This window comes from Luteimonas abyssi (assembly GCF_001482195.1).
Classification (GTDB): Bacteria; Pseudomonadota; Gammaproteobacteria; order Xanthomonadales; family Xanthomonadaceae; genus Luteimonas; species Luteimonas abyssi.
Map to the genome: position 1 here is coordinate 1714677 of NZ_KQ759763.1, position 23488 is coordinate 1738164.

18 protein-coding genes are annotated in these 23488 nt (G+C 67.6%); 13 read left to right on the forward strand and 5 right to left on the reverse strand.

Going from position 1 to position 23488, the window contains the following annotated elements:
* The first annotated feature begins 308 nt into the window (after positions 1–308).
* The 5 genes from RG19_RS07140 (at position 309) to RG19_RS07160 (ending at position 5641) form a co-directional block, all read left to right on the forward strand.
* Positions 309–785 carry a hypothetical protein gene (locus RG19_RS07140; RefSeq protein WP_058834677.1) on the forward strand — a complete coding sequence of 159 codons (477 nt, stop codon included), beginning with the start codon at positions 309–311 and terminating at the stop codon, positions 783–785.
* A gap of 3 nt (positions 786–788) precedes the next feature.
* Positions 789–2981: a methyl-accepting chemotaxis protein gene (locus tag RG19_RS07145; protein ID WP_058834678.1), complete on the forward strand. Its 2193-nt coding sequence runs from the start codon at positions 789–791 to the stop codon at positions 2979–2981.
* 94 nt (positions 2982–3075) lie between these two features.
* Positions 3076–3942 carry a CheR family methyltransferase gene (locus RG19_RS07150; RefSeq protein WP_058834679.1) on the forward strand — a complete coding sequence of 289 codons (867 nt, stop codon included), beginning with the start codon at positions 3076–3078 and terminating at the stop codon, positions 3940–3942.
* Positions 3939–4529: a chemoreceptor glutamine deamidase CheD gene (gene cheD / locus RG19_RS17880; protein WP_058834680.1), complete on the forward strand. Its 591-nt coding sequence runs from the start codon at positions 3939–3941 to the stop codon at positions 4527–4529. Before RG19_RS07150 ends, cheD begins: the two co-directional genes overlap by 4 nt.
* A gap of 68 nt (positions 4530–4597) precedes the next feature.
* Positions 4598–5641, forward strand: coding sequence for a protein-glutamate methylesterase/protein-glutamine glutaminase (locus RG19_RS07160; RefSeq protein WP_425599723.1), 1044 nt, complete (start codon positions 4598–4600; stop codon positions 5639–5641).
* 167 nt (positions 5642–5808) lie between these two features.
* On the opposite strand, the gene RG19_RS07165 is transcribed toward RG19_RS07160, so the two are convergent.
* A complete protein-coding gene (locus RG19_RS07165; RefSeq protein WP_058836467.1) occupies positions 5809–6762 on the reverse strand; it encodes an arsenic resistance protein in 954 nt (317 codons plus the stop codon).
* A 197-nt stretch (positions 6763–6959) separates the two neighbouring features.
* Between RG19_RS07165 and RG19_RS07170 the strand changes: the two genes are divergently transcribed.
* From RG19_RS07170 to RG19_RS07195, 6 genes are all read left to right on the forward strand, one after another.
* Positions 6960–8642 (forward strand): AMP-binding protein, encoded by a 1683-nt coding sequence (locus RG19_RS07170; RefSeq protein ID WP_238376600.1) that lies wholly within the window; start codon positions 6960–6962, stop codon positions 8640–8642.
* 216 nt (positions 8643–8858) lie between these two features.
* Positions 8859–9782 (forward strand): diiron oxygenase, encoded by a 924-nt coding sequence (locus RG19_RS07175; RefSeq protein ID WP_058834683.1) that lies wholly within the window; start codon positions 8859–8861, stop codon positions 9780–9782.
* Positions 9779–10024 carry a hypothetical protein gene (locus tag RG19_RS07180; RefSeq protein WP_058834684.1) on the forward strand — a complete coding sequence of 82 codons (246 nt, stop codon included), beginning with the start codon at positions 9779–9781 and terminating at the stop codon, positions 10022–10024. Before RG19_RS07175 ends, RG19_RS07180 begins: the two co-directional genes overlap by 4 nt.
* Positions 10025–10118: 94 nt before the next feature.
* The gene (locus RG19_RS07185) at positions 10119–12197 is read left to right on the forward strand and encodes an alpha/beta fold hydrolase (protein ID WP_058834685.1); all 2079 of its coding nucleotides are present in this window, start codon (positions 10119–10121) and stop codon (positions 12195–12197) included.
* 16 nt (positions 12198–12213) lie between these two features.
* Positions 12214–13956 (forward strand): AMP-binding protein, encoded by a 1743-nt coding sequence (locus RG19_RS07190; protein WP_058834686.1) that lies wholly within the window; start codon positions 12214–12216, stop codon positions 13954–13956.
* Positions 13953–14438 (forward strand): HIT family protein, encoded by a 486-nt coding sequence (locus RG19_RS07195; protein ID WP_058834687.1) that lies wholly within the window; start codon positions 13953–13955, stop codon positions 14436–14438. Before RG19_RS07190 ends, RG19_RS07195 begins: the two co-directional genes overlap by 4 nt.
* A gap of 344 nt (positions 14439–14782) precedes the next feature.
* Here RG19_RS07195 and acnB read toward each other — a convergent pair whose 3' ends face one another.
* Genes acnB through RG19_RS07210 form a run of 3 tightly spaced genes read right to left on the reverse strand, consistent with a single transcriptional unit; the run spans position 14783 to position 18050 of the window.
* Positions 14783–17362, reverse strand: a complete 2580-nt coding sequence (gene acnB / locus RG19_RS07200) for a bifunctional aconitate hydratase 2/2-methylisocitrate dehydratase (protein ID WP_058834688.1) — start codon at positions 17360–17362, stop codon at positions 14783–14785.
* 38 nt (positions 17363–17400) lie between these two features.
* A complete protein-coding gene (locus tag RG19_RS07205) occupies positions 17401–17805 on the reverse strand; it encodes a type II toxin-antitoxin system VapC family toxin (RefSeq protein WP_058834689.1) in 405 nt (134 codons plus the stop codon).
* Positions 17802–18050 carry an AbrB/MazE/SpoVT family DNA-binding domain-containing protein gene (locus RG19_RS07210; RefSeq protein ID WP_058834690.1) on the reverse strand — a complete coding sequence of 83 codons (249 nt, stop codon included), beginning with the start codon at positions 18048–18050 and terminating at the stop codon, positions 17802–17804. Before RG19_RS07210 ends, RG19_RS07205 begins: the two co-directional genes overlap by 4 nt.
* 141 nt (positions 18051–18191) lie before the next feature.
* Between RG19_RS07210 and acnA the strand changes: the two genes are divergently transcribed.
* Positions 18192–20969, forward strand: coding sequence for an aconitate hydratase AcnA (gene acnA, locus RG19_RS07215; RefSeq protein ID WP_058836468.1), 2778 nt, complete (start codon positions 18192–18194; stop codon positions 20967–20969).
* A 56-nt stretch (positions 20970–21025) separates the two neighbouring features.
* Here acnA and RG19_RS07220 read toward each other — a convergent pair whose 3' ends face one another.
* Entirely contained in the window at positions 21026–21469 is a 444-nt protein-coding gene (locus RG19_RS07220; protein ID WP_058834691.1) for a Cif family virulence factor, read from the reverse strand.
* A 166-nt stretch (positions 21470–21635) separates the two neighbouring features.
* Between RG19_RS07220 and RG19_RS07225 the strand changes: the two genes are divergently transcribed.
* Positions 21636–23318, forward strand: a complete 1683-nt coding sequence (locus RG19_RS07225) for an AMP-binding protein (protein WP_058834692.1) — start codon at positions 21636–21638, stop codon at positions 23316–23318.
* The last annotated feature ends 170 nt before the right edge of the window (positions 23319–23488 follow it).

The following is a 23488-nucleotide window of genomic DNA, read 5'->3' on the forward strand; positions in this document are numbered from 1 at the left end:
TGGAGACGTCGCTGCGCCAGCGTCCGCGTGACCACCGAACACGCTCAAGTTCGGGGCGATCCTTCCGCTATCGCAGAACGGCCCGGGGTTGATCGGCCGGAACCCGGCGCACGCAGGATGCGTGGCCAGCCGACGCGGTGCGATCTCGCGCCGCGTCCATTCCAGGAAGGGACGGACGTATGCACGATGCCGCAGCACAGGACACCCAGCGGTCGCAGGCATACCGGCACGCGGCTGGCGCTCCGCTCCCCGGCGACGACGCTGCGGACGCGAGGCGCCCCGGGGAGCGCCACCGACTCGTTGCCGTCATGATCGTGTTGGCGGCCTGGCTCGGCTGGATGATTCCCGCGACCGGCGCGCTGGTGCCTTCACCGGGCAGCGATGCCGCGACCGGCCTGCGGTTGCAGCATCTGCATCGCGACGCCCTCGATCGCCACCCCGGCAGGCCCGTTGCGGTGATCGCCGCGCCGCCACCGGGTTGCGCCTGCGATGACAGCCGCGCGCAACGCACAGTGCTGATCGACGCCCTGACCGAAGCGCGCATTGCCGTGGTCGACGACCACGGAGCTGAGCCTGTCTCCGGAACCGGCCCTGGCGTGGAAGCCCTCGGTCGGCACCACTACCCGTTGACGGTGTTCGACGCCCGGCATCGTCTCGTCTTCGCCGGCCCGGTGGCCGGCCGCGATTGCGGCGGTTCGCCGCGCCTGCGCGTGCGCCAGCTCACCCGATGGCTCGACGGACCCGAGCGCGACCTCATTCAACCCGCCTGCCTCTGCAAGGATTGAGCCATGGACACTGCATCGCGCTCGCCGCTTGAACGTCTCCTCGGACGGGAGGCGTCGCCCTATCTGCACCGTCTGGCGACCGATGCCGACCGCCTGTTCGTCGGGGTGGGTGCGCTGCTCGGTCTCGCCTCGCTGGCGATCGCGGCCGTCCGCCAGGACTGGCTGCCGTTCGTCGCCGCCAGCCTGCCGACGCTCGCCGTGCTCGGCGCGGTACGGTTCGCGATTCCCGGCACGGTGCTCGCCCGCTGCGCCATCGCGGCGCTGTTGATGGTGCTCTCGGCGACGATCATCCAGCAATCGGGCGGCATGATCGAAACCCACTTCGGGGTGATCCTGCTGATCGCCGCCCTGCTCTATTACCGCGACTGGCGACCGATCGTCACCGCGGCCGCGACGATCGCGATTCACCACGTGGCGTTCTTCTGGCTGCAGCAGCGCGGCTTCCCGTTGCTGGTGTTCCCGGCGGGCGCGGGCATTCCGATTCTGCTGCTGCATGCGACCTACGTGGTGGCCGAGGCCGGTCTGCTGACGGCGATGGCACGGTCGATGCGGCGGCAACTGGTCGCACTCGGACACGATCCGGACGAGCTCGCCTTGCTTGCCAGCGGTGTCGCCGCAGATGCACCGATGCCGCCGACGCTTCGCGGGACGCGATTTCCGGACCGCTCGCTGGCGCATGCGCTGTGCGCCTCCGTCGAGCGGCTCGGCACCCAGCGCGAGGAGGAGCGCCGCCTGCTGCGCGAGAACTTGCGGATTCGCGCCGCGCTGGATCACGCCACCACCCACATCATGCTCGCCGACGCGGCCCGCGACATCGTCTACGTCAACCGGCCCCTGCAGACGATGCTCGAAGCCGCGCAGCCCGATATCGCGCGCGATATTCCGGATTTCGATGCGCGAACCCTGGTCGGCCGCAACATCGACCTGTTCCACCGGTCCCCGCAGCGCCAGGCGCGCATGCTGGCGGCCCTGGAGGGCACGCACCAGGCGGAGATCCGCGTCGGCGGGCGCATCATGCGCCTGATCATCAATCCCATCGTCGACGACAGCGGAGCACGTCTGGGATTCGTCGTGGAATGGACCGACCGCACCGCCGAAATACGCGTGGAGGAGGAGATCGAACGCATCGTGCGCGCCGCCGCCGCCGGCGATCTGCAGGGCCGCATCGGCACCCACGACAAGCAAGGTTTCCTGCTGCGCCTGACCGAACGGGTCAATACGCTGCTCGACGCCAACGCGCACAGCATCGAGGGAATCTCGGTCCTGCTCGATGCCCTGGCCCAGGGCGATCTGGCCGCCCGCATCGACGACGACGACGCCCACGGGATCTTCGCGCGCATGCGCGACGATGCCAATCGCACGGTCTGCCAGCTGGCCGGGATCGTGACGGGTATCCAGTCGGCGGCGGGCAGATTGCGGACCGCCGCCGACGGCATCGTCGGGGCGAACCGGGATCTGGATGCCTCGACCCGCCGTCAGGACGCCCTGCTCGGTGGCGCGGCCCAGCGCCTGCACGCCTTGACCACCACGGTGCACCGCAACGCCGAGCATGCCGGTCAAGCGGAGCGGCTGGCCGCCGAGGCGATGCGTGCGGCCGAGGACGGTGGCGTGTCCGTCGACGACATGGTCGCCTCCATGCGCGGCATCGAGCAGGCGTCGTCGCGCATCGCGGACATCACCGCGCTGATCGACGGCATCGCCTTCCAGACCAATCTCCTGTCGCTCAACGCCGCGGTCGAGGCCGCCCGGGCCGGCGAGCACGGCCGTGGCTTCGCCGTGGTCGCCGGTGAGGTCCGCGAACTGGCTAGGCGCTGTGCGAACGCCGCACGCGAGATCCGTTCGCTGATCGGCACGTCGTCGCAGGCCATCGAATCCGGTGTCGAACGCGCCCGCCACGCCGGCGACACGATGCAGGGCGTGGTGGCGTCGGTGGATCGCGTGGTCGCGATCATGGCGGCGATCTCCGAGGCCTCCGGTGCGCAGTCCACAGGCATCGACGCCATCGAACGCGCGATCGCCGATGTCGGCGAAGCCACAGTCCACGGCAACGCACTCGTGGCCGAGGCCACCGCTTCGGCCGAAGCCATGCGTCACGACGCGCTCCAGCTGGGCGTCGCGGTGGCGGCGTTCCGGCTGGGCGAGCCCGATACCGCCGGTGCAGCCGAGACCACTCGGGCCCCGGCGATGCCGGCCTGATCGACCGAGGGCACGCCGTCGCCCGATCCGGGCTTCGGGATTCAAGCCCGTCCGCACCGGGCCGATAACCGTCTCAAGCCGACAGAAGCGCATCATGTCCGGGATCTCCGCCCTCCCCGTTCCGCCCCAGGAACGGGAATTCGCTTTCCACGACCGCGATTTCCGCCGCGTGTGCGAACTCATCCATCGCCAGGCGGGCATCTCGCTGGGTCCGGCCAAGCGGGACATGGTCTACGGCCGGCTGTCGCGCCGCTTGCGCGTGTTGCGGCTCGACAGCTTCCGCACGTATCTGGACCGCATCGAGTCCGGCGACGAGGGCGAGATGCAGGCCTTCGTCAACGCCCTGACCACCAACCTGACCTCGTTCTTTCGCGAGCCGCACCATTTCGAGCGCCTGGAGGAAGAACTCCAGGCCCGCGCCGGCACCGGGCGGTCGCCCGTGTCGCGGCTGTGGTCATGCGCCGCATCGACCGGCGAAGAGCCGTACTCGATGGCGATCTCCGCGTGCGAGGCCTTCGGCAGCCTGCAGCCGCCGGTGCGCATCCTGGCGACGGACATCGACACCCAGGTCCTGTCGGTCGCGGCACGCGGCATCTATCCGATCGAACGCATCGCCGGCCTGCCGGAGACGCTGGTCCGCCGCTACTTCCTGCGCGGGACCGGTGCGCAGGCGGGCCAGTGCCGGGTGCGTCCACAGTTGCAGGCGTTGCTGGACTTCCGCCCGCTCAACCTGCTGCTGCCGCGCTACCCGGTCGAACGCGACATGATGGCGCTGTTCTGCCGCAACGTCATGATCTACTTCGACAAGCCCACCCAGCGCTCGATCCTCGGCCGGCTGGTCGAACACATGGCGCCCGACGGCATTCTGTACACCGGCCATTCCGAGAACTACCTGCATGCCGCCGACCTGATCCAGCCCTGCGGCCGGACGCTCTATCGTCGCGCGGAGGCCAGACCTTGAGCCTGCCCGCCGAGGACGTGCTGCGCTACCGGGACAGCCGTTTCCAGGTATCGGCGGCGAAGCTGCTGCCTACCCAGTACCTCGTCGTCGACGACGGCACCGCCCTGGTGACCGTGCTCGGTTCCTGCGTGGCCGCATGCCTGCGCGACCCGGTCCTGCGCATCGGCGGCATGAACCACTTCATGCTGCCGGAGGGCGTCGCCGACGACGGCGCCCCGGCGCGTTACGGCAGCCACGCGATGGAACTGCTGATCAACGATCTGCTCAAGCGCGGCGCCAACCGGCGACGCATCGAAGCGAAGGTGTTCGGCGGCGCCAACGTCCTGCGCGGCTTCACCAGCAACCCGGTCGGCAGCCGCAATGCCGCCTTCGTCAGTCAGTATCTCGACGCGGAACGCATTCCGGTGATGGCGTCCGACCTGCGCGGAATCCATCCGCGCAAGGTGTGGTTCTTCCCCGACACCGGCCGGGTGATGGTGCAGCGCCTGCCGCATGCCCACGACGCCGAGGTCGCCGCCGCCGAAACCGCCGTGCGTGCGCGGCTGTCCGGCTCGCCGAGCAGCGGCGGCGTGGAGCTGTTCCAGTGAGCGCCGCAGCGCCGGTGCGGGTACTGATCGTCGACGACTCCGCCGTCGTACGCCAATTGCTGGGCGAAATGCTCGCCCGCGACCCGGGCATCGACGTGGTCGGCACCGCGGCCGATCCCCTGATCGCGCGCGAGAAGATCCAGCGCCTGCGCCCGGACGTGCTCACCCTGGACATCGAGATGCCGCGCATGAGCGGACTCGAGTTTCTGGAGCAGCTGATGCGGATGCGCCCGATGCCGGTGGTGATGGTGTCGACACTGACCGAGCGCGGCGCGGCGGCCACGCTGCAGGCGCTGTCGCTGGGCGCGGTGGATGTGGTCGCCAAACCGAAGGCGTCGGTCGCCGCCGAATTCGAACGCTCGGCGGCGGACATCGTCGCGCGGGTCAAGCATGCCGCCAGGGCACGCATCCGGCCGGCCGTGCGCGGCGAGCCGACTCCGCCCGTATCCGTCCTCCCCGCCCGCACCCCCGTCATCCCCTCGGGACCGTCGGCAGTGCGTCCGATGCCGGCCACGGCGGCCGAGGGCGATGCACACCTGATCGCCCTCGGCGCATCGGCAGGCGGCACCGAGGCGTTGCGCGTGGTCCTGCAAGGACTGCCCGCGCACGCGCCCGCCGTGGTGCTGGCGCAACATCTTCCGGCGAACTTCAGCGCGGCGTTCGCCGAGCGGCTCGACCGCCATTCGGCGATGCACGTGCGCGAAGCGCGCGACGGCGAGGACATCCTGCCCGGTCACGCCTACATTCCCCCGGGCGGCCGCCACCTGGCGGTCGTGCGCCACGGTCGCGGCTGGCGCTGCGCGGTGGAGGACGGTCCACCGGTCAACCGGCACAAGCCGGCCGTGGACGTGCTGTTCCATTCGGTCGCCCGCCACGCCGGCGCGCGCGCCATCGGCGCCTTGCTGACCGGCATGGGCGACGACGGCGCCCGCGGCCTGCTCGCGATGCGCGTCGCAGGCGCCCGGACCCTGGTCCAGGACGAGGCGACGAGCGTGGTCTGGGGCATGCCGGGCGCGGCGATGCGACTGGGCGCGGCGGCCGATGCCCTGCCACTGGATGGCATCGCGTCGCGTCTGCTCGAGCTGTCGCGCCCGCACGCATCCGTGGCCTGACCGGCCCTCGGCCCGGCCGGCGTCCGGCTCGGAAGCCGACCCGCGGTTCCAGGCCGAGACGGCGAATTCATGCAGTGGCGGTGCAGCACGCATCGCGCGGCACGACCATGCCGTCGCGCCACAGCATGCCGATGCAGCCGCGCGGGAACCCGCCCGCTCACGCCCCATCAGCGACGGAACAGGTGCCTCGGGACCCACCACAGGTAGACGATCATCCCGATCAATTCCACCAGCGATTGCACCACGACGACCACCGCGGCGACCGACCACGCCTCCGGCAGTGCCAGTGCCAGCGGCAGCACCAGGAACGAGTTGCGCGTACCCATGCTGAAGCACAGGGTCCGGCCGTGGGACGCGGGCAGCCGGAGCAACCACGCGATACCCCGTGCCGCGAGCGCCACCAGCAGCAGGAATGCCGCGAACGCCGGCACCACCGTCGGCAACACGGCGACGGCATCGAACACCGCGGCCACCTGGGCGCCCGCGATGAGGAACACCACGGTCGCCAGCAATGGAACAGGCGCCCATCCCAGCCGTTCTCTCACCGCCAGCCGCCCGACGTCCCGCCCCATCCAGCGCTCGGTGACGGCCGCGGCCAGCAGCGGTCCGATCACGATGCCGACCGCGATGGACAGGTGCGCCGGCGACAGGTCCGGCGCGACCGCCCCACCCGGCGACCACCACAGATAAACCGGCAGCAGCACCAACTGCAGCACGAGATTCAGGGGCGTGATCGCCATGGCGCGCGAGGTGTCTCCGCCACCGAGCTGGGCGAACGTGACGAACCAGTCCGTGCACGGCACCAACAGCACCAGCAGCACGCCCAACCGCAACGCGGGATCGGGCGGAAGCCACTGCACCAGGAAGAATGCGATCGCCGGAATCACGATGAAATTCCCGCTCACCACCGCCACGACGAAGCGGCGGTCGCGGAAGGCGTCGCGAAGCTGCAGCAAGGGCACCTGCACGAACGTCGCGTACAACAGGACGGCCAGCATCGGCCACACCAGCAGCGAGAACGCGTCGCGCACGGTCGGAAATGCCGAACCGATGGCGAGTCCCGCGGCGACGGCGACGAGATACCACCACACTTGGTGCCGCTCGAGCTGGGTGCGTGTCATCCGCGAATGGTAAGTCCATGCAGCACCGAGCAGCGCGGACGCCATGGCGAAATCCACATGTTTTGCGGCGCTGCGGCGAACGTGCGATCGCACCGCATCGCGCCTTGCGGCGACCTGGTGCCTATGCTCCAATCCGGCGAGGATCGCGGATTGCAATCCGAAAACCAAAAAAAACTACACAGGGAGAGGGAGCGGTGATGATCGAGCGTCCGTGGCTGAAGAGTTATCCCGCAGGTGTGCCGGAACAGATCGACCCCGAGGAGTTCCCCTCCATTGTCGCGGTCCTGCAGGCATCACTCGAGCGTTACCGTGATCGCCCTGCGTTCTCCCACATGGGCCGTTCGATCACTTACGCCGAGGTCGACGCGTACAGCCGTCAGTTCGCCGCGTACCTGCTCAACGAGCTGAAGCTCAAGAAGGGCGATCGCGTCGCGATCATGATGCCCAACTGCCTGCAGTATCCGATCGCGACCTTCGGCGTGCTGCGCGCCGGCTTGACCGTGGTCAACACCAATCCGCTCTACACCGCACGCGAGCTCAAGCATCAGCTCGTCGACTCCGGCGCCACCGCCATCCTGGTCCTCGACAACTTCGGCAAGACCGTGCAGGAGGTGCTGTCCGCCACCCAGGTCAAGCACATCGTCACCACCGGGCTCGGCGACATGCTGCCGTTCCCCAAGGGCGCCATCGTCAACTTCGTGCTCAAACACGTGAAGAAGATGGTGCCGGCCTACGATCTGCCCGGCAATGTGCGTTTCCGCGACACGCTGCGGATCGGCCAGAAGCACGCACTGCCCGATGTCGACATCGACGCCGAAAGCATCGCTTTCCTTCAGTACACCGGCGGCACCACGGGCCTGTCCAAGGGCGCCATGCTGACCCACCGCAACCTGGTGGCGAACATGCAGCAGGCGTCGTCGTGGATCGGCACCAATGCACGCCTGGGCGAGGAAGTGATCGTCACCGCGCTGCCGCTCTACCACATCTTCGCGTTGACGGCGAATTGCCTGGTCTTCATGAAGTTCGGCGGCCACAACCACCTGATCACCAATCCGCGCGACATGCCCGGCTTCGTGAAGGAGCTCAGCAAGATCCCCTTCACCGCCATCACCGGTGTCAACACGCTGTTCAACGGGCTGCTCAATACACCGGGCTTCGACAAGATCGATCTCTCGCACCTCACCCTGTCGCTGGGCGGCGGGACCGCCGTGCAGCGTTCGGTCGCCGACCGTTGGAAGCAGGTGACCGGCTGCACCCTGGTCGAGGCCTACGGCCTGACGGAGACCTCACCGGCCGCATGCATCAATCCGATGAACCTCACCGAGTACAACGGTTCGATCGGCCTGCCGGTGTCGTCCACCGATGCCTGCGTCATGGGGCCTGACAACGAACGCCTGCCCACCGGCGAGATCGGCGAACTCTGCCTGCGCGGACCGCAGGTCATGAAGGGCTATTGGAACCACCCGGAAGAAACCGCCAAGATCATCGACGAGCAGGGCTGGCTGCACACCGGCGACATGGCGCGGATGGACGAGAACGGATTCTTCTACGTCGTCGACCGCAAGAAGGACATGGTGCTCGTCTCGGGCTTCAACGTGTATCCGAACGAAATCGAAGACGTCATCTCCGGACTGCCCGGCGTGCTCGAGGTCGCGGCGCTGGGCGTGCCCGACGAGAAGTCCGGCGAGGCGGTCAAGGTCGTCATCGTCAAGAAGGACCCGAACCTCACCGAGGAGCAGGTCAAGGCCTACGCCCGCGAGAACCTCACGGGCTACAAGCAGCCCAGGCACGTGGAATTCCGCTCCGAACTGCCCAAGAGCAACGTCGGCAAGATCCTGCGCCGCGAACTTCGCGAAGAAGCCAAGGCCAAAGCGTCCTGACCTCCGGGCACGCCGGCAATGCGACGGCGGCACGCCCGGGGGCGTGCCGCACATCTCAGTTTTGAAATTTTTCCCTCCCATACCTCCCCGCACGGTTGCCGACATGGAATAGTCGGCTGCACCGGCACGCGGCGTCGCTGAAGGCGTCGCGGACCCGGCACAGGAAGATCCAGACGGGCGCCCGCAAGCCCGCATCCAAACCAGGGAGGGAATCAGATGTTTCCGGACAACGGCGCCGAAGGCGTGGCCGTCGATCTGAGCAGGATCGACGAGGATCCCGTATTCGCATCGCGTGTCGAGCAGTTGATCAAGCTGTCGCGCGAGCGGCACGTCAACAGCTTCTCGCAGATCGAATGGCCCGAGTCCATTCCCGACGACGAATGGTGGCTGCCACCCGAGTTGCTGAGCGTGCACGGCACCGAGCACGCCGCCGCGCTGTCGGAACGACAGCTCAAGCTGCTGTCGAAGTGGGAGTGCATCAACGCCTTCAGCCTCAATGTCGAGGGCGAGCGCGAACTGATCAACATGCTGTCCGCACGCCTGTATGCGCCGGACCTGCCCGAGATCGAGCACTACATCCATCACTTCATCGACGAAGAGAACAAGCACCTCTGGTTCTTCGGCGAGTTCTGCCGGCGCTACGGCGGCAAGATCTACTCCAGCAAGAAGATGGGCGTCGCCGACGAGCGCTTCGGCAAGGAGATGGAATTCTTCCTGCTGTTCGCACGCATTTTCATCTTCGAGGAGATCGGCGGGTACTACAACGTCATCGCAGGCGGCGACACCCGCGTCTCGCCATTCGTCCGTCTGATCCATCAGATCCACCACGCCGACGAGGCGCGCCACATCACGTTCGGGCGCGCGGTGCTGACGCAGAGCAAATCGATCGCGTTCGCCGCCAGTCCGGCCGCGGAATGCGAGGCGGCCATCGCCCACTTGCAGCGTTTCGTGCAGATTTCGATCGAGGCGCTCTACCAGCCCGCGATGTACCGCGACAGCGGCATCGCCGGCGGCGTGGCCCTGCGCCGCGCCCTGCTCGCAGATCCCGCGCGGCGCGACCATCACGCCTCGGCGCTGCTGAAGCGCCCGCTGAAGTTCATGGCCGGCATCGGCATTCCACTGGAGGCCAACCCCGCATGAGCGTCCACACCGCGAGTCTCGACACGCTGCGCGAGTGGTTGCTGGAAAAGCATCCCGACATCGCCCACATCGACGATGACGCCGACCTGTTCGAGATGAAGCTGATCGACTCGATCAACTTCGTCGAGTACATCCTGATCATCGAAGAACTCATCGATCGCGAGATTCCGGTCACGCCCGACCTGATCCCCCGCACCGCCACGCTCGCGCGGGTCCGCGACAACTTTCTCGCCCTGACCTGAGCGCGTCCCCAAACGGATTCCGGGCCGGGCACGACGTCCGGCCTCCCTGTCGCCGCAGCCGCGGCAGGACTGCCCACACCGACAAGGAGTTCACGTGAACCGCTTCGAACACCGCAGCCTCGAGACCCGTCACTTCGAAACCCGCGACCCGCGTTCGATCGCCGTGCCCGATGCGGTGGCGCCGATCCTGTTGACCGGTGCGACCGGCTTCCTCGGCGGCCATTTCCTGCTGCATCGGATCGAATGGCCCGGCACGGTCTACGCACTGGTTCGCGGCGATTCGCCGCAACAGGCGCGTGCCCGCCTTTACGCACACCTCGCCGAATGCGCCGCCTCGTACCAGCGCGCCCTGCCCAAGGCATTGCTCGACGCACGCCTGCAGGTGCTCGTCGGCGACATCACCCTGCCCGATTGCGGATTGGACCCGCGCGCCGTCCAGACGCTGCGCGATGCCGACATCAGCGGCTTCTGGCACTGCGCGGCGAGCCTCAAGTTCGAGGACCGGCACCGCCGCGAAATCATGGAGCAGAACGCCGACGGCACCCGCCACATGCTCGAACTGTTCCGGAAGACATGCGCATCGCGTACCGCCGGTGCGCCGGCCGAGTTCGTCCACGTGTCCACCGCCTATACCGCGGGCAAGACCCAGGGCGACATCGACGAAGTCCGTCATTCGCTGGACCGCGAGTACAACAACGTCTACGAAGAGAGCAAGAACATCGCCGAGAACTCGGTCATCGACTTCTGCGACGCGCACGCGTTCTCCTACCGCATCCTTCGCCCGACCGCGGTGATGGGCCCGCGTGCCAGCCACCACAGCGGGACCACGCGCTTCGGCGTCTACGGCTTCACCAAGGAAGTATTCCGGCTGCGCGAGACCCTGGTCAAACTCAAGCATCCGCTCGAACTGCTGGGCAAGCCGCGCGCATCGATGAACCTGACCCCGGTCGACGAATGCGTCTACGACATGATGCACATGGCCGCGACGGGCTTCGGCGGGCGTCGATTCTTCCACCTCTGCAATCCGGAGGGGGTCAACATGGAGAAGCTGATCGGGATGGTCGACCGCAAGACCGGCACCGAGCGCCTGGCGTTCGTCTACGAACGCGGCCCCGACAGCAGTCCGCTGCAGGAACTGTTCGACGAGCGCACCAAGTTCTACGCCGGTTACTACAACGCGGAGAAGCGGTTCCTGCGTGCCGCGTCGCCGCAGCCGCAACTGGACTGGGACGACGTCGACCGTTATGTCGCCTCGTTCCTCACCGAACTCGAGCAGGAGGAAGCCGGTGGCGTGGGGTTCCGGCCGCAGACGATCTCCGCGCGCGACGGGGTGTCGCTGAGGGTGTTCTCGTGCGGCAATCCCACCCTGCCCCCGCTGGTCCTGGCCAACGCCTACGGCATGCCCGCCGAATTCATGTGGCCACTCGCCCAGCGCCTGCAGGAACACTTCCATGTGCTCACCTGGGAATGCCGCTGGGTGCCGGGCCTGGACCACGCCTTCGATCCGGAAGCCTGCGGTTCGATCGTGCATGCGCAGGACATGATCGACGTACTCAAGGCACTCGGCGTGGGCCGGGCGAGCGTGGCCGGCTGGAGCAGCGGCGCGCAGGTGGCGCTGCGTGCGCTGGGCACGTTCCCGGACCGGCTCCAGGCCGGTGTCCTGCTCAACCCGGGCGTCTCGATCTCGCCGTCGGAAACGGTCCGGGTCACCCGCTTCGAATCCGGAATCCGCTCGCTGTTCGACAAGATCGCCGGCAACTACCGGATGGCCGAGAAGTACTGCGAGCTGATCTACGGCGCCGCCAGCACCGATGCCGGCGACACGAAGATGTTGAGCACCATCCTCACCAGCACCGACCCCTACCTGCTCTACATGACCAGCATGCCGTTCCGCACCGCGGAATCGCTCTACCGCTACGCCAACATGATGCGCACCCTCTTCGCCGAGCGTCCCGACGCCTGGACCCAGGACGTGACGCAGCCGGTGCTGGTCTACGTCGGCGACGAGGATGTGGTCACCCATCCCGACATCGGCAAGGCCTTGTGCGCTGGCCTGCGCCAGGGCGAACTCCACCACGATCCGGAAGGCGACCACTTCGCCCACTACTACGAGCAACGCATCGCCGACATGATCCGCGGCGCGCTGGCTGTCGATCAGCAGAACGCCGCCTGAGCGGAGCACCGACGCCGTGACCACGACCAGCGCCGTCCAGTACGTCGTCGACGCCGCCGCACGCGGGCCGCACCGGCCCGCGTTGTGGGTGGACGGCGAATCGTTCACCTACCGGCAACTCATGGCGCATGCCCACCGGCTCGCCCGGGAATTGCGCGATGTGGCGGGCCCGGTCTGCGCGACGCTCGGCGAGCGCAGCCTGACCGCGTACTGCGCACCGCTGGCATGCATGCTCGCGGGCAAGATCCACGTGCCGTTGGGGGCCAGCTTTCCCCAGGCGCGCATGCTCGACATCCTGCAGCGCACCGCGCCTGTCTGCGTGATCGCCGACACGGCCAACACCGACGTGGCACAGGCACTGCTGGACGCGCTCGAGGCCGCGCCCGGGCAGGCGACCCGGCCCGTGCTGATCGTCCCGGACGCCTGGTACGCCGCCGATGAAGGCTCCGGCGGTACCGGCGAAGACGACGCCGCGAACACACCCGGCACATTCGCCGAGCCGGACGCGCACCCTGCCGCAGTCGCCGCCACCGCCTCCCCGGACGCCCGCCGCCCCGAGGCGGCCACCATCGCGGACACGGTCTCCGGCCTGCCGGTATCCGACGACGCGATCGCCTACGTACTGTTCACCTCCGGCAGCACCGGACGCCCGAAGGGCGTCGCCGTCGGCCATGCGGCGCTGCGCGCTTATGTGGAGACGGTGCTCGCACGCTATCCGGAGCTCGACGCGCAGCAGCGTTGCACGCAGTTCTTCGAGCCCACCTTCGACTTGTCCATGCACGACATGTTCGTGACCTGGGCTGCAGGCGCGTGCCTGTACAGCGTGCCGAAGTCCGCACTGCTGATGCCGACCGACTTCGTCAACGCGCATCGCCTGACCGTCTGGTTCTCCGTGCCCTCGCTCGCGGCCACGTTGCAGCGCTACCGGCTTCTCGGGCAGGACACGTTCCCGACGCTGAGGCTGGCCCTGTTCTGCGGTGAAGCCCTGCCCGGCCCGCTGGCGGACGCGTGGCGGATGGCCGCACCGCACGCGCGTTGCGAGAACATCTACGGCCCGACCGAAGCCACGATCGCCTGCACCGGCCATCCGTTCGGCTCCACGGACGCGCCGCATGCCGTCGTTCCGATCGGCACCGCATTCGCCGGCATGGAGATCGCCGTCGTGGATGCGGAGGGCACGCCCTGCGCCCGCGGCACCGATGGCGAGCTCTGGCTCGGCGGAAGGCAATTGGCGTTCGGGTACTGGCAGGATGCGAAGCAGACCGACGAACGCTTCGTCGAGAACACACTGCCCGGGCACGCGGCCACGCGCTGGTACCGGACCGGCGACCTCGCGCGCATCGACACCGAGGGCACCGCGCACTACCGGGGACGCCTGGATCGTCAGATCAAACTCCGCGGCTATCGGATCGAACTTCAGGAAATCGAGGCTCACCTGCGCACCGCCTGCGCCGCGCGGACGGCGCCGGCGGAGGTCGCGGTGGTCGCCATCGCCCCTGGCCCCGGCGAACCCGCGACAGGTATCGCCGCCTTCGTGGTGCAGGATGGATTCGACGCGGGCGCGACGCTCGCCACGATGAAGCAGCGCGTGCCCGCCTACATGGTCCCGGACCAGATCCATGCGTTGGAGACCCTGCCGCTCAACAGCAATGGCAAGATCGATTACCCGGCGCTGGCCGCGCATGTGCGGAGTACGCCCGCCACGCCGCGCCGTCGGCGAAGGCCGGACACGACCACCACCAGCGAGGCCCCGCAATGACCGCACGCGACACCAGGACCGCAACCGGGACGGACTGCATCTTCTGCGGCATCGCCAGTGGCCGGCTGCCGGCCAGCCTCGTGCATCAGGACCAGGACTGGCTCGCGGTGATGGACATCCATCCGATTCGCGTGGGCCATGTCCTGATCATCCCGCGTCGGCACGTGGCCCGGATCGCCGAGTTGTCCGCACCGGCGCAGCAGACGCTGTTCGGTCTGGCCGATCGTGTCTTGCGCGCGCAGGAGGCCACCGGGCATGCACGCGGCGGCGCCAATCTGCTGCTCAACGACGGCGTCGCCGCCAACCAGCACATCCCGCACCTGCACCTGCACTGCATCCCACGCCGGCCGGGCGACACCCTCGGCTTCGGTTCGCGCCTGCTCGCGCGCACGCTCGGACTCTTCGGACGCAAGACCGGCCGTGGGCAGCTCGACGCCATCGCGAGCGACCTCGCTCGCCACGTCGGCACAGTCAGCCGGTAGCCGCTTACCTCAGCAAGACCTGCTCCCTCCGCGTCACCGGTACGGTTCGCGATGACGCTCGCGCCCGTCATCGCAGGAACGTTCTTCATCCGACCATCCGGAGACGGCCGGAACGATCGATGTTCGAGCGGCGGCCGAGCCCGCCGCTGAGACGGTGCGGGGGCACAGCCCGGCAGCGGCATTCCGCACGTCCCGCCGGGGCCCGCCAGGTCGCAACGAAAAAAATCGAAGCAAGCCTTCCAGGCAGACGCGCCGCAATCCCGATCCCCCAAGGCTCGAAACGCGCGAAGAAAAACCCGGCCGAAGCCGGGCTTCTCAGTTCAACGCAACGAGCGACCGATGACTCAGGCCGCGACCTCGCGGTACTCCTCGATCTGGTCGAAGTTCATGTAGCGGTAGATCTCCGCACCGTGCGTGTTGATGACGCCGATGTCCGCCATGTACTCGTCCTTGCTCGGGATGCGGCCCAGCCGCGAACAGATCGCCGCCAGCTCCGCCGATCCCAGGTACACATTGGAATTGCGGCCCAGGCGGTTCGGGAAGTTGCGGGTGCTGGTGGAGAACACCGTCGCTCCCTCGCGCACCTGCGCCTGGTTGCCCATGCACAGCGAACAGCCCGGCATCTCCATCCGCGCACCGGCCGTGCCGAAGGTGCCGTAATGGCCTTCCTTGGTCAGCTCCGACGCGTCCATCTTGGTCGGCGGCGCGACCCACAGCTTGGTCGGGATGTCGCGCTTGCCTTCCAGCAGCTTGGCGGCCGCACGGAAGTGACCGATGTTGGTCATGCACGAGCCGATGAAGACCTCGTCGATGGTCGCACCGGCCACGTCGGACAGCGTCTTGACGTCGTCCGGATCGTTCGGGCACGCCACGATCGGCTCGTGCACCTCGGCCAGGTCGATCTCGATGACCGCCGCGTACTCGGCATCGGCATCGGGCTCGAGCAGCTGCGGGTCGGCCAGCCACGCCTCCATCTTCTCGATCCGGCGCTGCAGCGAACGCGGATCCTGGTAGCCCTCGGCGATCATCCACTTCAGCAGCGCGATGTTGCTGTTGAGGTATTCGATGATCGGCGCCTTGTCCAGGCGCACCGTACAACCGGCGGCCGACCGCTCGGCCGACGCATCGGACAGCTCGAACGCCTGCTCGACCTTCAGCTCCGGCAGACCCTCGATCTCCAGGATGCGGCCGGAGAAGATGTTCTTCTTGCCGGCCTTGGCGACCGTCAGCAGGCCGGCCTTGATCGCGTACAGCGGGATCGCGTTGACCAGATCGCGCAGGGTCACGCCCGGCTGCATCTCGCCCTTGAAGCGGACCAGCACCGATTCCGGCATGTCCAGCGGCATCACGCCGGTGGCCGCGGCGAACGCGACCAGGCCCGAGCCCGCCGGGAACGAAATGCCCACCGGGAAGCGCGTGTGCGAATCGCCGCCGGTGCCGACGGTGTCGGGCAGCAGCATGCGGTTGAGCCAGCTGTGGATCACGCCATCGCCCGGACGCAGCGAGATGCCGCCGCGGGTGGAGATGAACTCCGGCAGCGTGTGATGGGTCTTGACGTCGACGGGCTTGGGGTACGCCGCGGTGTGGCAGAACGACTGCATCACCAGATCGGCCGAGAAGCCCAGGCAGGCCAGGTCTTTCAGCTCGTCACGGGTCATCGGCCCGGTGGTGTCCTGCGAGCCCACCGAGGTCATCTTCGGCTCGCAGTAGGTGCCCGGGCGCACGCCCTGCCCTTCCTCCAACCCGCACGCACGACCGACCATCTTCTGCGCCAGCGAGAACCCGGTGCCGGTATCGGCCGGCTGCTGCGGCTGGCGGAACAGGTCGGTGGCCGGCAGCCCCAGCGATTCCCGCGCCTTCGCGGTGAGGCCGCGGCCGACGATCAGCGGGATGCGGCCGCCGGCGCGCACCTCGTCGAACAGCACGTCCGACTTCACCTTGAACTCGGCGATCACCGCGCCGTCCTTCAGCGCCTGACCGGCATACGGGCGCAGCTCGACCACGTCGCCGTGCACCATCTGCGACACGTCGAGCTCGATCGGCAGCGCGCCCGCGTCTTCCATCGTGTTGTAGAAGATCGGCGCGATCTTCGATCCCAGGCACACGCCGCCGAAGCGCTTGTTGGGAATGTAGGGAATGTCCTGGCCGGTGAACCACAGCACCGAGTTGGTCGCGGACTTGCGGCTGGAACCGGTGCCGACCACGTCGCCGACGTAGGCCACGAGATGACCTTTGTCCTTCAGCGACAGGATCTCCTGGATCGGGCCGCGCTTGCCGTCTTCTTCCGGCACGAACGGCGCGTCGGGGCGTGCGTTCTTCAGCATCGCCAGCGCGTGCATCGGGATGTCGGGCCGCGTCGTGGCGTCGGGCGCCGGCGACAGGTCGTCGGTGTTGGTCTCGCCGGGCACCTTGAACACGGTGATGGTCAGGCTCTCGGGCACTTCCGGCTTGCTGGTGAACCACTCGGCGTCGGCCCAGCTCTGCAGCACGTCCTTGGCATGCACGTTACCCGCCTTCGCCTTCTCTTCCACGTCGTGGAACGCGTCGAACATCAGCAGGGTGTGCTTGAGGCCTTCGGCGGCGACCGGTCCCAGTTCGGCATGGTCGAGCAGTTCGACCAGCGGATGGATGTTGTAGCCGCCGAGCATGGTGCCCAGCAGTTCGGTCGCGCGGCGCGCGTCGATCAGCGGCGAGGCGGCGGTGCCGAAGGCGATCGCGGCCAGGAACGAGGCCTTGACCTTGGCGGCGTCGTCGACGCCGGCGGGCACCCGATGGGTGATCAGCTCGAGCAGGAACGGACCCTCGCCCTCCGGCGGCGCCTTCAGCAGTTCCACCAGGTCGGCGGTCTGCTGGGCGGACAACGGCAGCGGGGGAATACCGAGCGCTTCGCGTTCGGCGGCATGTTGGCGATAGGCTACGAGCATGGTGACTCCGGGAAACGCGTACCAGGAAACGGGACGTCTCAGGCCGACGGTACGATCAGCTTGAGACCCTTGAAGTAGTCGCGGAAGAACGCCGCGTCGCGGGTGATCAGGGCGTCGCATTGCAGCAGCGCGTGCGCCCCGATCAGGAAATCGCCGATCACACGCTCGCCCTGCCCACCGCGAATGCGGAACCGCCGATACATGTGGCCTGCGCGCATCGCCGCGGCCTCCTGTGTGGGCTGGTAGCGGATGCCGAGCCCGGCCAGGACTTCCATCAGGCTGGCCGAGGTATCGAGCATGGCCTGCACCTCGGCCACCACCGCATCGCAGACCACCACATCCTCGCGCGCGAGCGCATCGGCGATGAGCGTCTCCGAGGCTTCGGCGTGGCGCGGGTCGTCGGTCAGGATATCGAGCAGCACCGAGGCGTCGAGGGCGATCATGGCTCGACCGGATCGCCGGGCGCACGGCCGCGCGAGGCGCGCAACGCGTCGTCGGTGGAGGCATGGCCGTCGACCAGCCTGAAGCGCCCGCGCACCTTGCGCAGCGCCTCGCTGACATCCTTGCGCAGGATGATCCGGCCACCATCGAGTTCGACTTTCAGGATGGTGCCCTTGGTCAGCCCGAGCGCATCGCGCACGGCCTTGGGCAGGGTGATCTGCCCGCGTTCGGCAACGGTGGCTTCCATGGGCGGGACACTCCGGACCGGTTGAGTATGCGAGAATTATACATACTTCATGTCACATACCCCAGCACTCATACCGAACCGTCACAATCTTTCGGACAGAATGCTGAACTCGCTACCGCCCCAGCCACAGGAGTGCCGCTCATGAGCGATTCCTTCGCCACGCGAAGCCAACTGTCCGTCAACGGCAAGTCGTACACCTACGCCAGCCTGCCCAAGCTCGGCGAGCGCTTCGACATCGCCGCCCTGCCCTATTCGATGAAGATCCTGCTGGAGAACCTGCTCCGGCACGAAGACGGCGTGACCGTCGGTCCGTCGCACATCGAGGCGGTCGCGACCTGGGACGCCACGGCCGAGCCCGACATCGAAATCGCCTTCATGCCTGCACGCGTGGTGCTGCAGGACTTCACCGGCGTGCCCTGTGTGGTGGACCTGGCGGCGATGCGCGACGCGGTCAAGCGGCTGGGCGGCCGTCCGGAGCAGATCAACCCGCAGATCCCGTCCGAGCTGGTCATCGACCACTCGGTCCAGGTCGACGTTTTCGGCCGGCCCGACGCGCTCGACCTCAACGGCAAGATCGAATTCGAGCGCAACAAGGAGCGCTACGCGTTCCTGCGCTGGGGCCAGAAGGCGTTCGACGACTTCAAGGTGGTGCCGCCGAACACCGGCATCGTCCACCAGGTGAACCTGGAGAACCTGGCCCGGGTGGTCATGGAGCGTGACATTCCCGACGAGAACGGCGACGGCACGCTGTGGGCCTTCCCGGACACCGTGTTCGGCACCGACTCGCATACCACGATGATCAACGGCATCGGCGTGCTCGGCTGGGGCGTGGGCGGCATCGAGGCGGAGGCCGCCATGCTCGGCCAGCCGTCGTCGATGCTGATCCCGCAGGTGGTCGGCTTCGAACTCACCGGCAGGCTGCCCGAAGGCGCCACCGCCACCGACCTGGTGCTCACCGTCACCCAGATGCTGCGCAAGCACGGCGTCGTCGGCAAGTTCGTCGAGTTCTACGGCGACGGCCTGCAGCACCTGCCGCTGGCCGATCGCGCCACCATCGGCAACATGGCGCCCGAGTACGGCGCGACCTGCGGCATCTTCCCGATCGATGCCGAGTCGCTCAACTACCTGCGCCTGTCGGGCCGCAGTGAAGAGCAGATCGCGCTGGTCGAGGCCTATGCCAAGGCCCAGGGCCTGTGGCACGAACCCGGCAGCGCACCGGCCACCTACAGCGCGACGCTGCGCCTCGACATGAGCGACGTGAAGCCGTCGCTGGCCGGCCCGAAGCGCCCGCAGGACCGCGTGCTGCTCGAGGACGTCAAGGCCAACTTCAACGAAAACCTCGTCCCGCTGGTCAAGAACCGCCGGCTCGACGAAGACGCCGAAATCCACGAATTCAAGGAGGAAGGCGGCAACCAGCCGCAGGCCGAGCGCCTGGCGGCCAAGCCGATCTCGCGCATCACCCTCGACGACGGCGAACACGAATTGACCGACGGCTCGGTGGTGATCGCCGCGATCACGTCGTGCACCAATACCTCCAATCCGGCGGTCATGCTGGGCGCCGGCCTGCTGGCGCGCAACGCGGTGGCCAAGGGCCTGAAGGCTGCCCCGTGGGTGAAGACCTCGCTCGGTCCGGGTTCGCGCGTGGTCACCGATTACCTCGAGAAGGCCGGCGTCACCGGGGATCTCGAGAAGCTCGGCTTCTACGTGGTCGGCTACGGCTGCACCACCTGCATCGGCAATTCCGGCCCCCTGCCCGAAGCGGTGTCCAAGGGCATCGCACAGAACGATCTGGCGGTCGCCTCGGTGCTGTCGGGCAACCGCAACTTCGAAGGACGCATCCACGCCGAAGTGAAGATGAACTATCTCGCCTCGCCGCCGCTGGTGGTCGCCTACGCGATCGCCGGCACCGTCGACATCGACCTCAGCACCGAGCCGCTGGGCAATGACCCGGACGGCAACCCGGTCTACCTGCGCGACATCTGGCCCACCAACAAGGAGATCGGCGACACCATCGCCGCGACCATCGGGCCGGAGATGTTCGCCAAGAACTACGCCGACGTGTTCAAGGGCGACACCCGCTGGAACACTATCGAATCGCCCGACGGCGAGCTCTACGCGTGGGACGAGGCCTCGACCTACATCAAGAATCCGCCCTACTTCGACGGCATGACGATGGACGTCGGCACCATCGGCGACATCCGGGGCGCGCGCGTCATGGGCCTGTTCGGCGACTCGATCACCACCGACCACATCTCCCCCGCGGGCAACATCAAGAAGGACTCGCCGGCAGGCCGCTTCCTGCAGGAGCGCGGCGTCCAGCCGGCCGACTTCAACAGCTACGGCAGCCGCCGCGGCAACGACGACGTGATGGTGCGCGGCACGTTCGCCAACATCCGCATCAAGAACCTGATGTTCGGCGGCGAGGAAGGCGGCAACACGCTGTACTACGGCCGTGACGGCGGCGAGCCGGAGAAGCTGGCGATCTACGACGCCGCGCAGAAGTACAAGGCCGACGGCGTGCCGCTGGTGGTGTTCGCCGGCGAGGAGTACGGCACCGGGTCGTCGCGCGACTGGGCGGCCAAGGGCACCAACCTGCTCGGGGTGAGGGCGGTGATCGCGCAGAGCTTCGAGCGCATCCATCGCTCCAATCTGGTCGGCATGGGCGTGCTGCCGCTGCGCTTCCGCGACGGCGAGAGCGCGCAGACGCATGGCTTGGACGGTTCGGAAACGATCGATGTCGCCGGCCTCGACGACGGCAAGGCGAAGGTCGCCACCGTCACCGCGACCCGGCAGGACGGCGAAACGATCTCGTTCGAGGTGGACGTGTTGCTGCTGACGCCGAAGGAAGTCGAATACTTCCGCAACGGTGGCCTCCTGCACTACGTCCTGCGCCAGCTCGCGGCGAAGAAAGCGGCGTAGACCGGACGGAACGGGCGGAAGTCCGGCCCGGGCGCACGGCGCCCGGGCTCTTGCCGTCAGCGAACCGCCGGCCTCCACTCGATACTGGTCATGCGCCAGTCGGCACCTTCCCGTCGCCAGCCGCTTTCGATCCGATAGATCTGCCCCGTATCCGGCAGGAACCGCTCACCTCCGGTCAACGCCGCGGTGAACGTCACCCGCGCGTAGGCGTCCTGGAGCGAGATCGCGACCGGGCCCGGCGCGTGTACTCCCACCTGCCGGTGACGCAGAAAATGCAGTGCGGCCATCCGTCGGGCGCCATCGCGGTCCATACCGCCAGGACCGATGAAATCCTCGGCCAGATGATTCGCGATCCGCCCCGCGTCCCGTCCCTCGACCGCCTGCTGCAGATCCGCCAGCGATGCCCGCAGCGCCTGCTCCGGATCGCTGCGGCCGCACGCTGCGAGAGCGACCAGCAGCATGGCCAGGGCCACCGCTCCGCCGCGACGCCAGTCAAACATTCCACGTCGCCTCATGTTCGCCCCATATCGCTGTCCGATCGCAGCATATCGCGTCATTCCCGAAACTGTGCGCCTTGTCACCCAACGGCCCCTGTGCTGAAATCCCACGAGATAGAGCGGCGACCTCGAACGCTGCCGTGCACGCTCAGGAACAGGGAGGACACACATGACCCACGACCGGCCTTGGCTGGCCCAGTACTCGCCCGGCACCCCGGCCGAGATCGATCTCGACGAATTCCGCTCGATCCCTGCGGTGCTGCAGGCCGCGATCCGGGATTTCGCCGACCGCCCCGCCTTCTCCAACATGGGGAAGACGATGAGCTACGCGGAGATCGATGCCGCCAGCCGCACGTTCGCGGCCTATCTGCTGGGCGAGCTCAAGCTCAAGAAGGGCGATCGCGTGGCGATCATGATGCCCAACTGCCTGCAGTATCCGATCGCGACCTTCGGCATCCTGCGCGCCGGACTGGTGGTGGTGAACGTCAACCCGCTGTACACGGTGCGCGAGTTCAAGCACCAGATGGTGGACTCCGGCGCCGTGGCCCTGCTGGTGCTGGACAACTTCGGCGCCACGGTCGAGAAGGCCCTGCCCGACACCCAGATCCGGCATGTCATCACCAGCGGACTGGGCGACCTGTTCGACTTCCCCAAGCGTCCGCTGGTGAATTTCGTCCTCCGCCACGTCAAGAAGATGGTGCCGGACTACCATATCGGCGGTGCCGTCCGGTTCCGCGATGCGCTGCGCATCGGCGAGGGGCACACGTTTCCTGAAGTGACGATCGATCCGCAGGACATCGCGTTCCTGCAGTACACCGGTGGCACGACCGGTGTCGCCAAGGGCGCGATCCTCACCCATCGCAACCTCGTCGCCAACATGCAGCAGGCGTCTGCCTGGGTGGCCGGCCAGACCGAACCGGGCCAGGAGGTGATCATCACCGCCCTGCCGCTGTACCACATCTTCGCGCTGACCGCGAACGGGCTGGTCTTCATGAAGCTCGGCGCCAAGAACGTGCTGATCACCAATCCGCGCGACATGCCCGGCTTCGTCAAGGAGCTCAAGCGCGAGCGGTTCACCGCCATCACCGGCGTCAACACGTTGTTCAACGGGCTGCTCAACACACCCGGGTTCGACAGCATCGATTTCTCCTCGCTGAAGCTCACCCTCGGCGGGGGCATGGCCGTGCAACGTTCCGTGGCGGAGCGCTGGAAGAAGGTCACCGGCGTCACCCTGGTCGAGGCATACGGCCTGACCGAGACGTCTCCTGCCGCCTGCATCAATCCGATGGACCTGGCCGAGTACAACGGCGCCATCGGCCTGCCGGTGCCGTCCACCGACGCCGGCATTCTGGGCGAGAACGGCGAGTGGCTGCCGGCCGGCGAGATCGGCGAACTCTGCATCAAGGGGCCGCAGGTCATGGCCGGCTACTGGCAACGTCCGGAGGAGACCGCCAAGACCGTCGATGCCGACGGCTGGCTGCACACCGGCGACATGGCGAAGATGGACGAACAGGGCTTCTTCTACGTCGTCGACCGCAAGAAGGACATGATCCTGGTGTCCGGTTTCAACGTATATCCGAACGAGATCGAGGAAGTGATCTCGTCGATGCCCGAGGTGCTGGAAGTCGCCGCGGTGGGCGTCCCCGACGAGCGCTCGGGCGAGGTGGTGAAACTCTTCGTGGTGAAGAAGGATCCGGCCCTGACCGAGGAGCGGATCAAGGCATTCGCGCGGGAGAACCTCACCGGCTACAAGCAGCCCAAGAAGATCGAGTTCCGCGACGAACTGCCGAAAAGCAACGTGGGCAAGATCCTGCGACGCGAACTGAAGGACGAGCAGAAGACGGCCGGTTGAGATACCGGTCGCCTGTGCGGCGACTCGCCGCGAAACGTTCCAGGAAAGCCCGCCGCATGGCGGGCTTTTTTTCGTTTCAGCGGCCCGGATCGCGGAACGGGATCGCCCCCGGCGACACCCGCGCGACACACCGGCCGGGCGATGCGGGCGACCTTGCAGTTTGTGGTGGT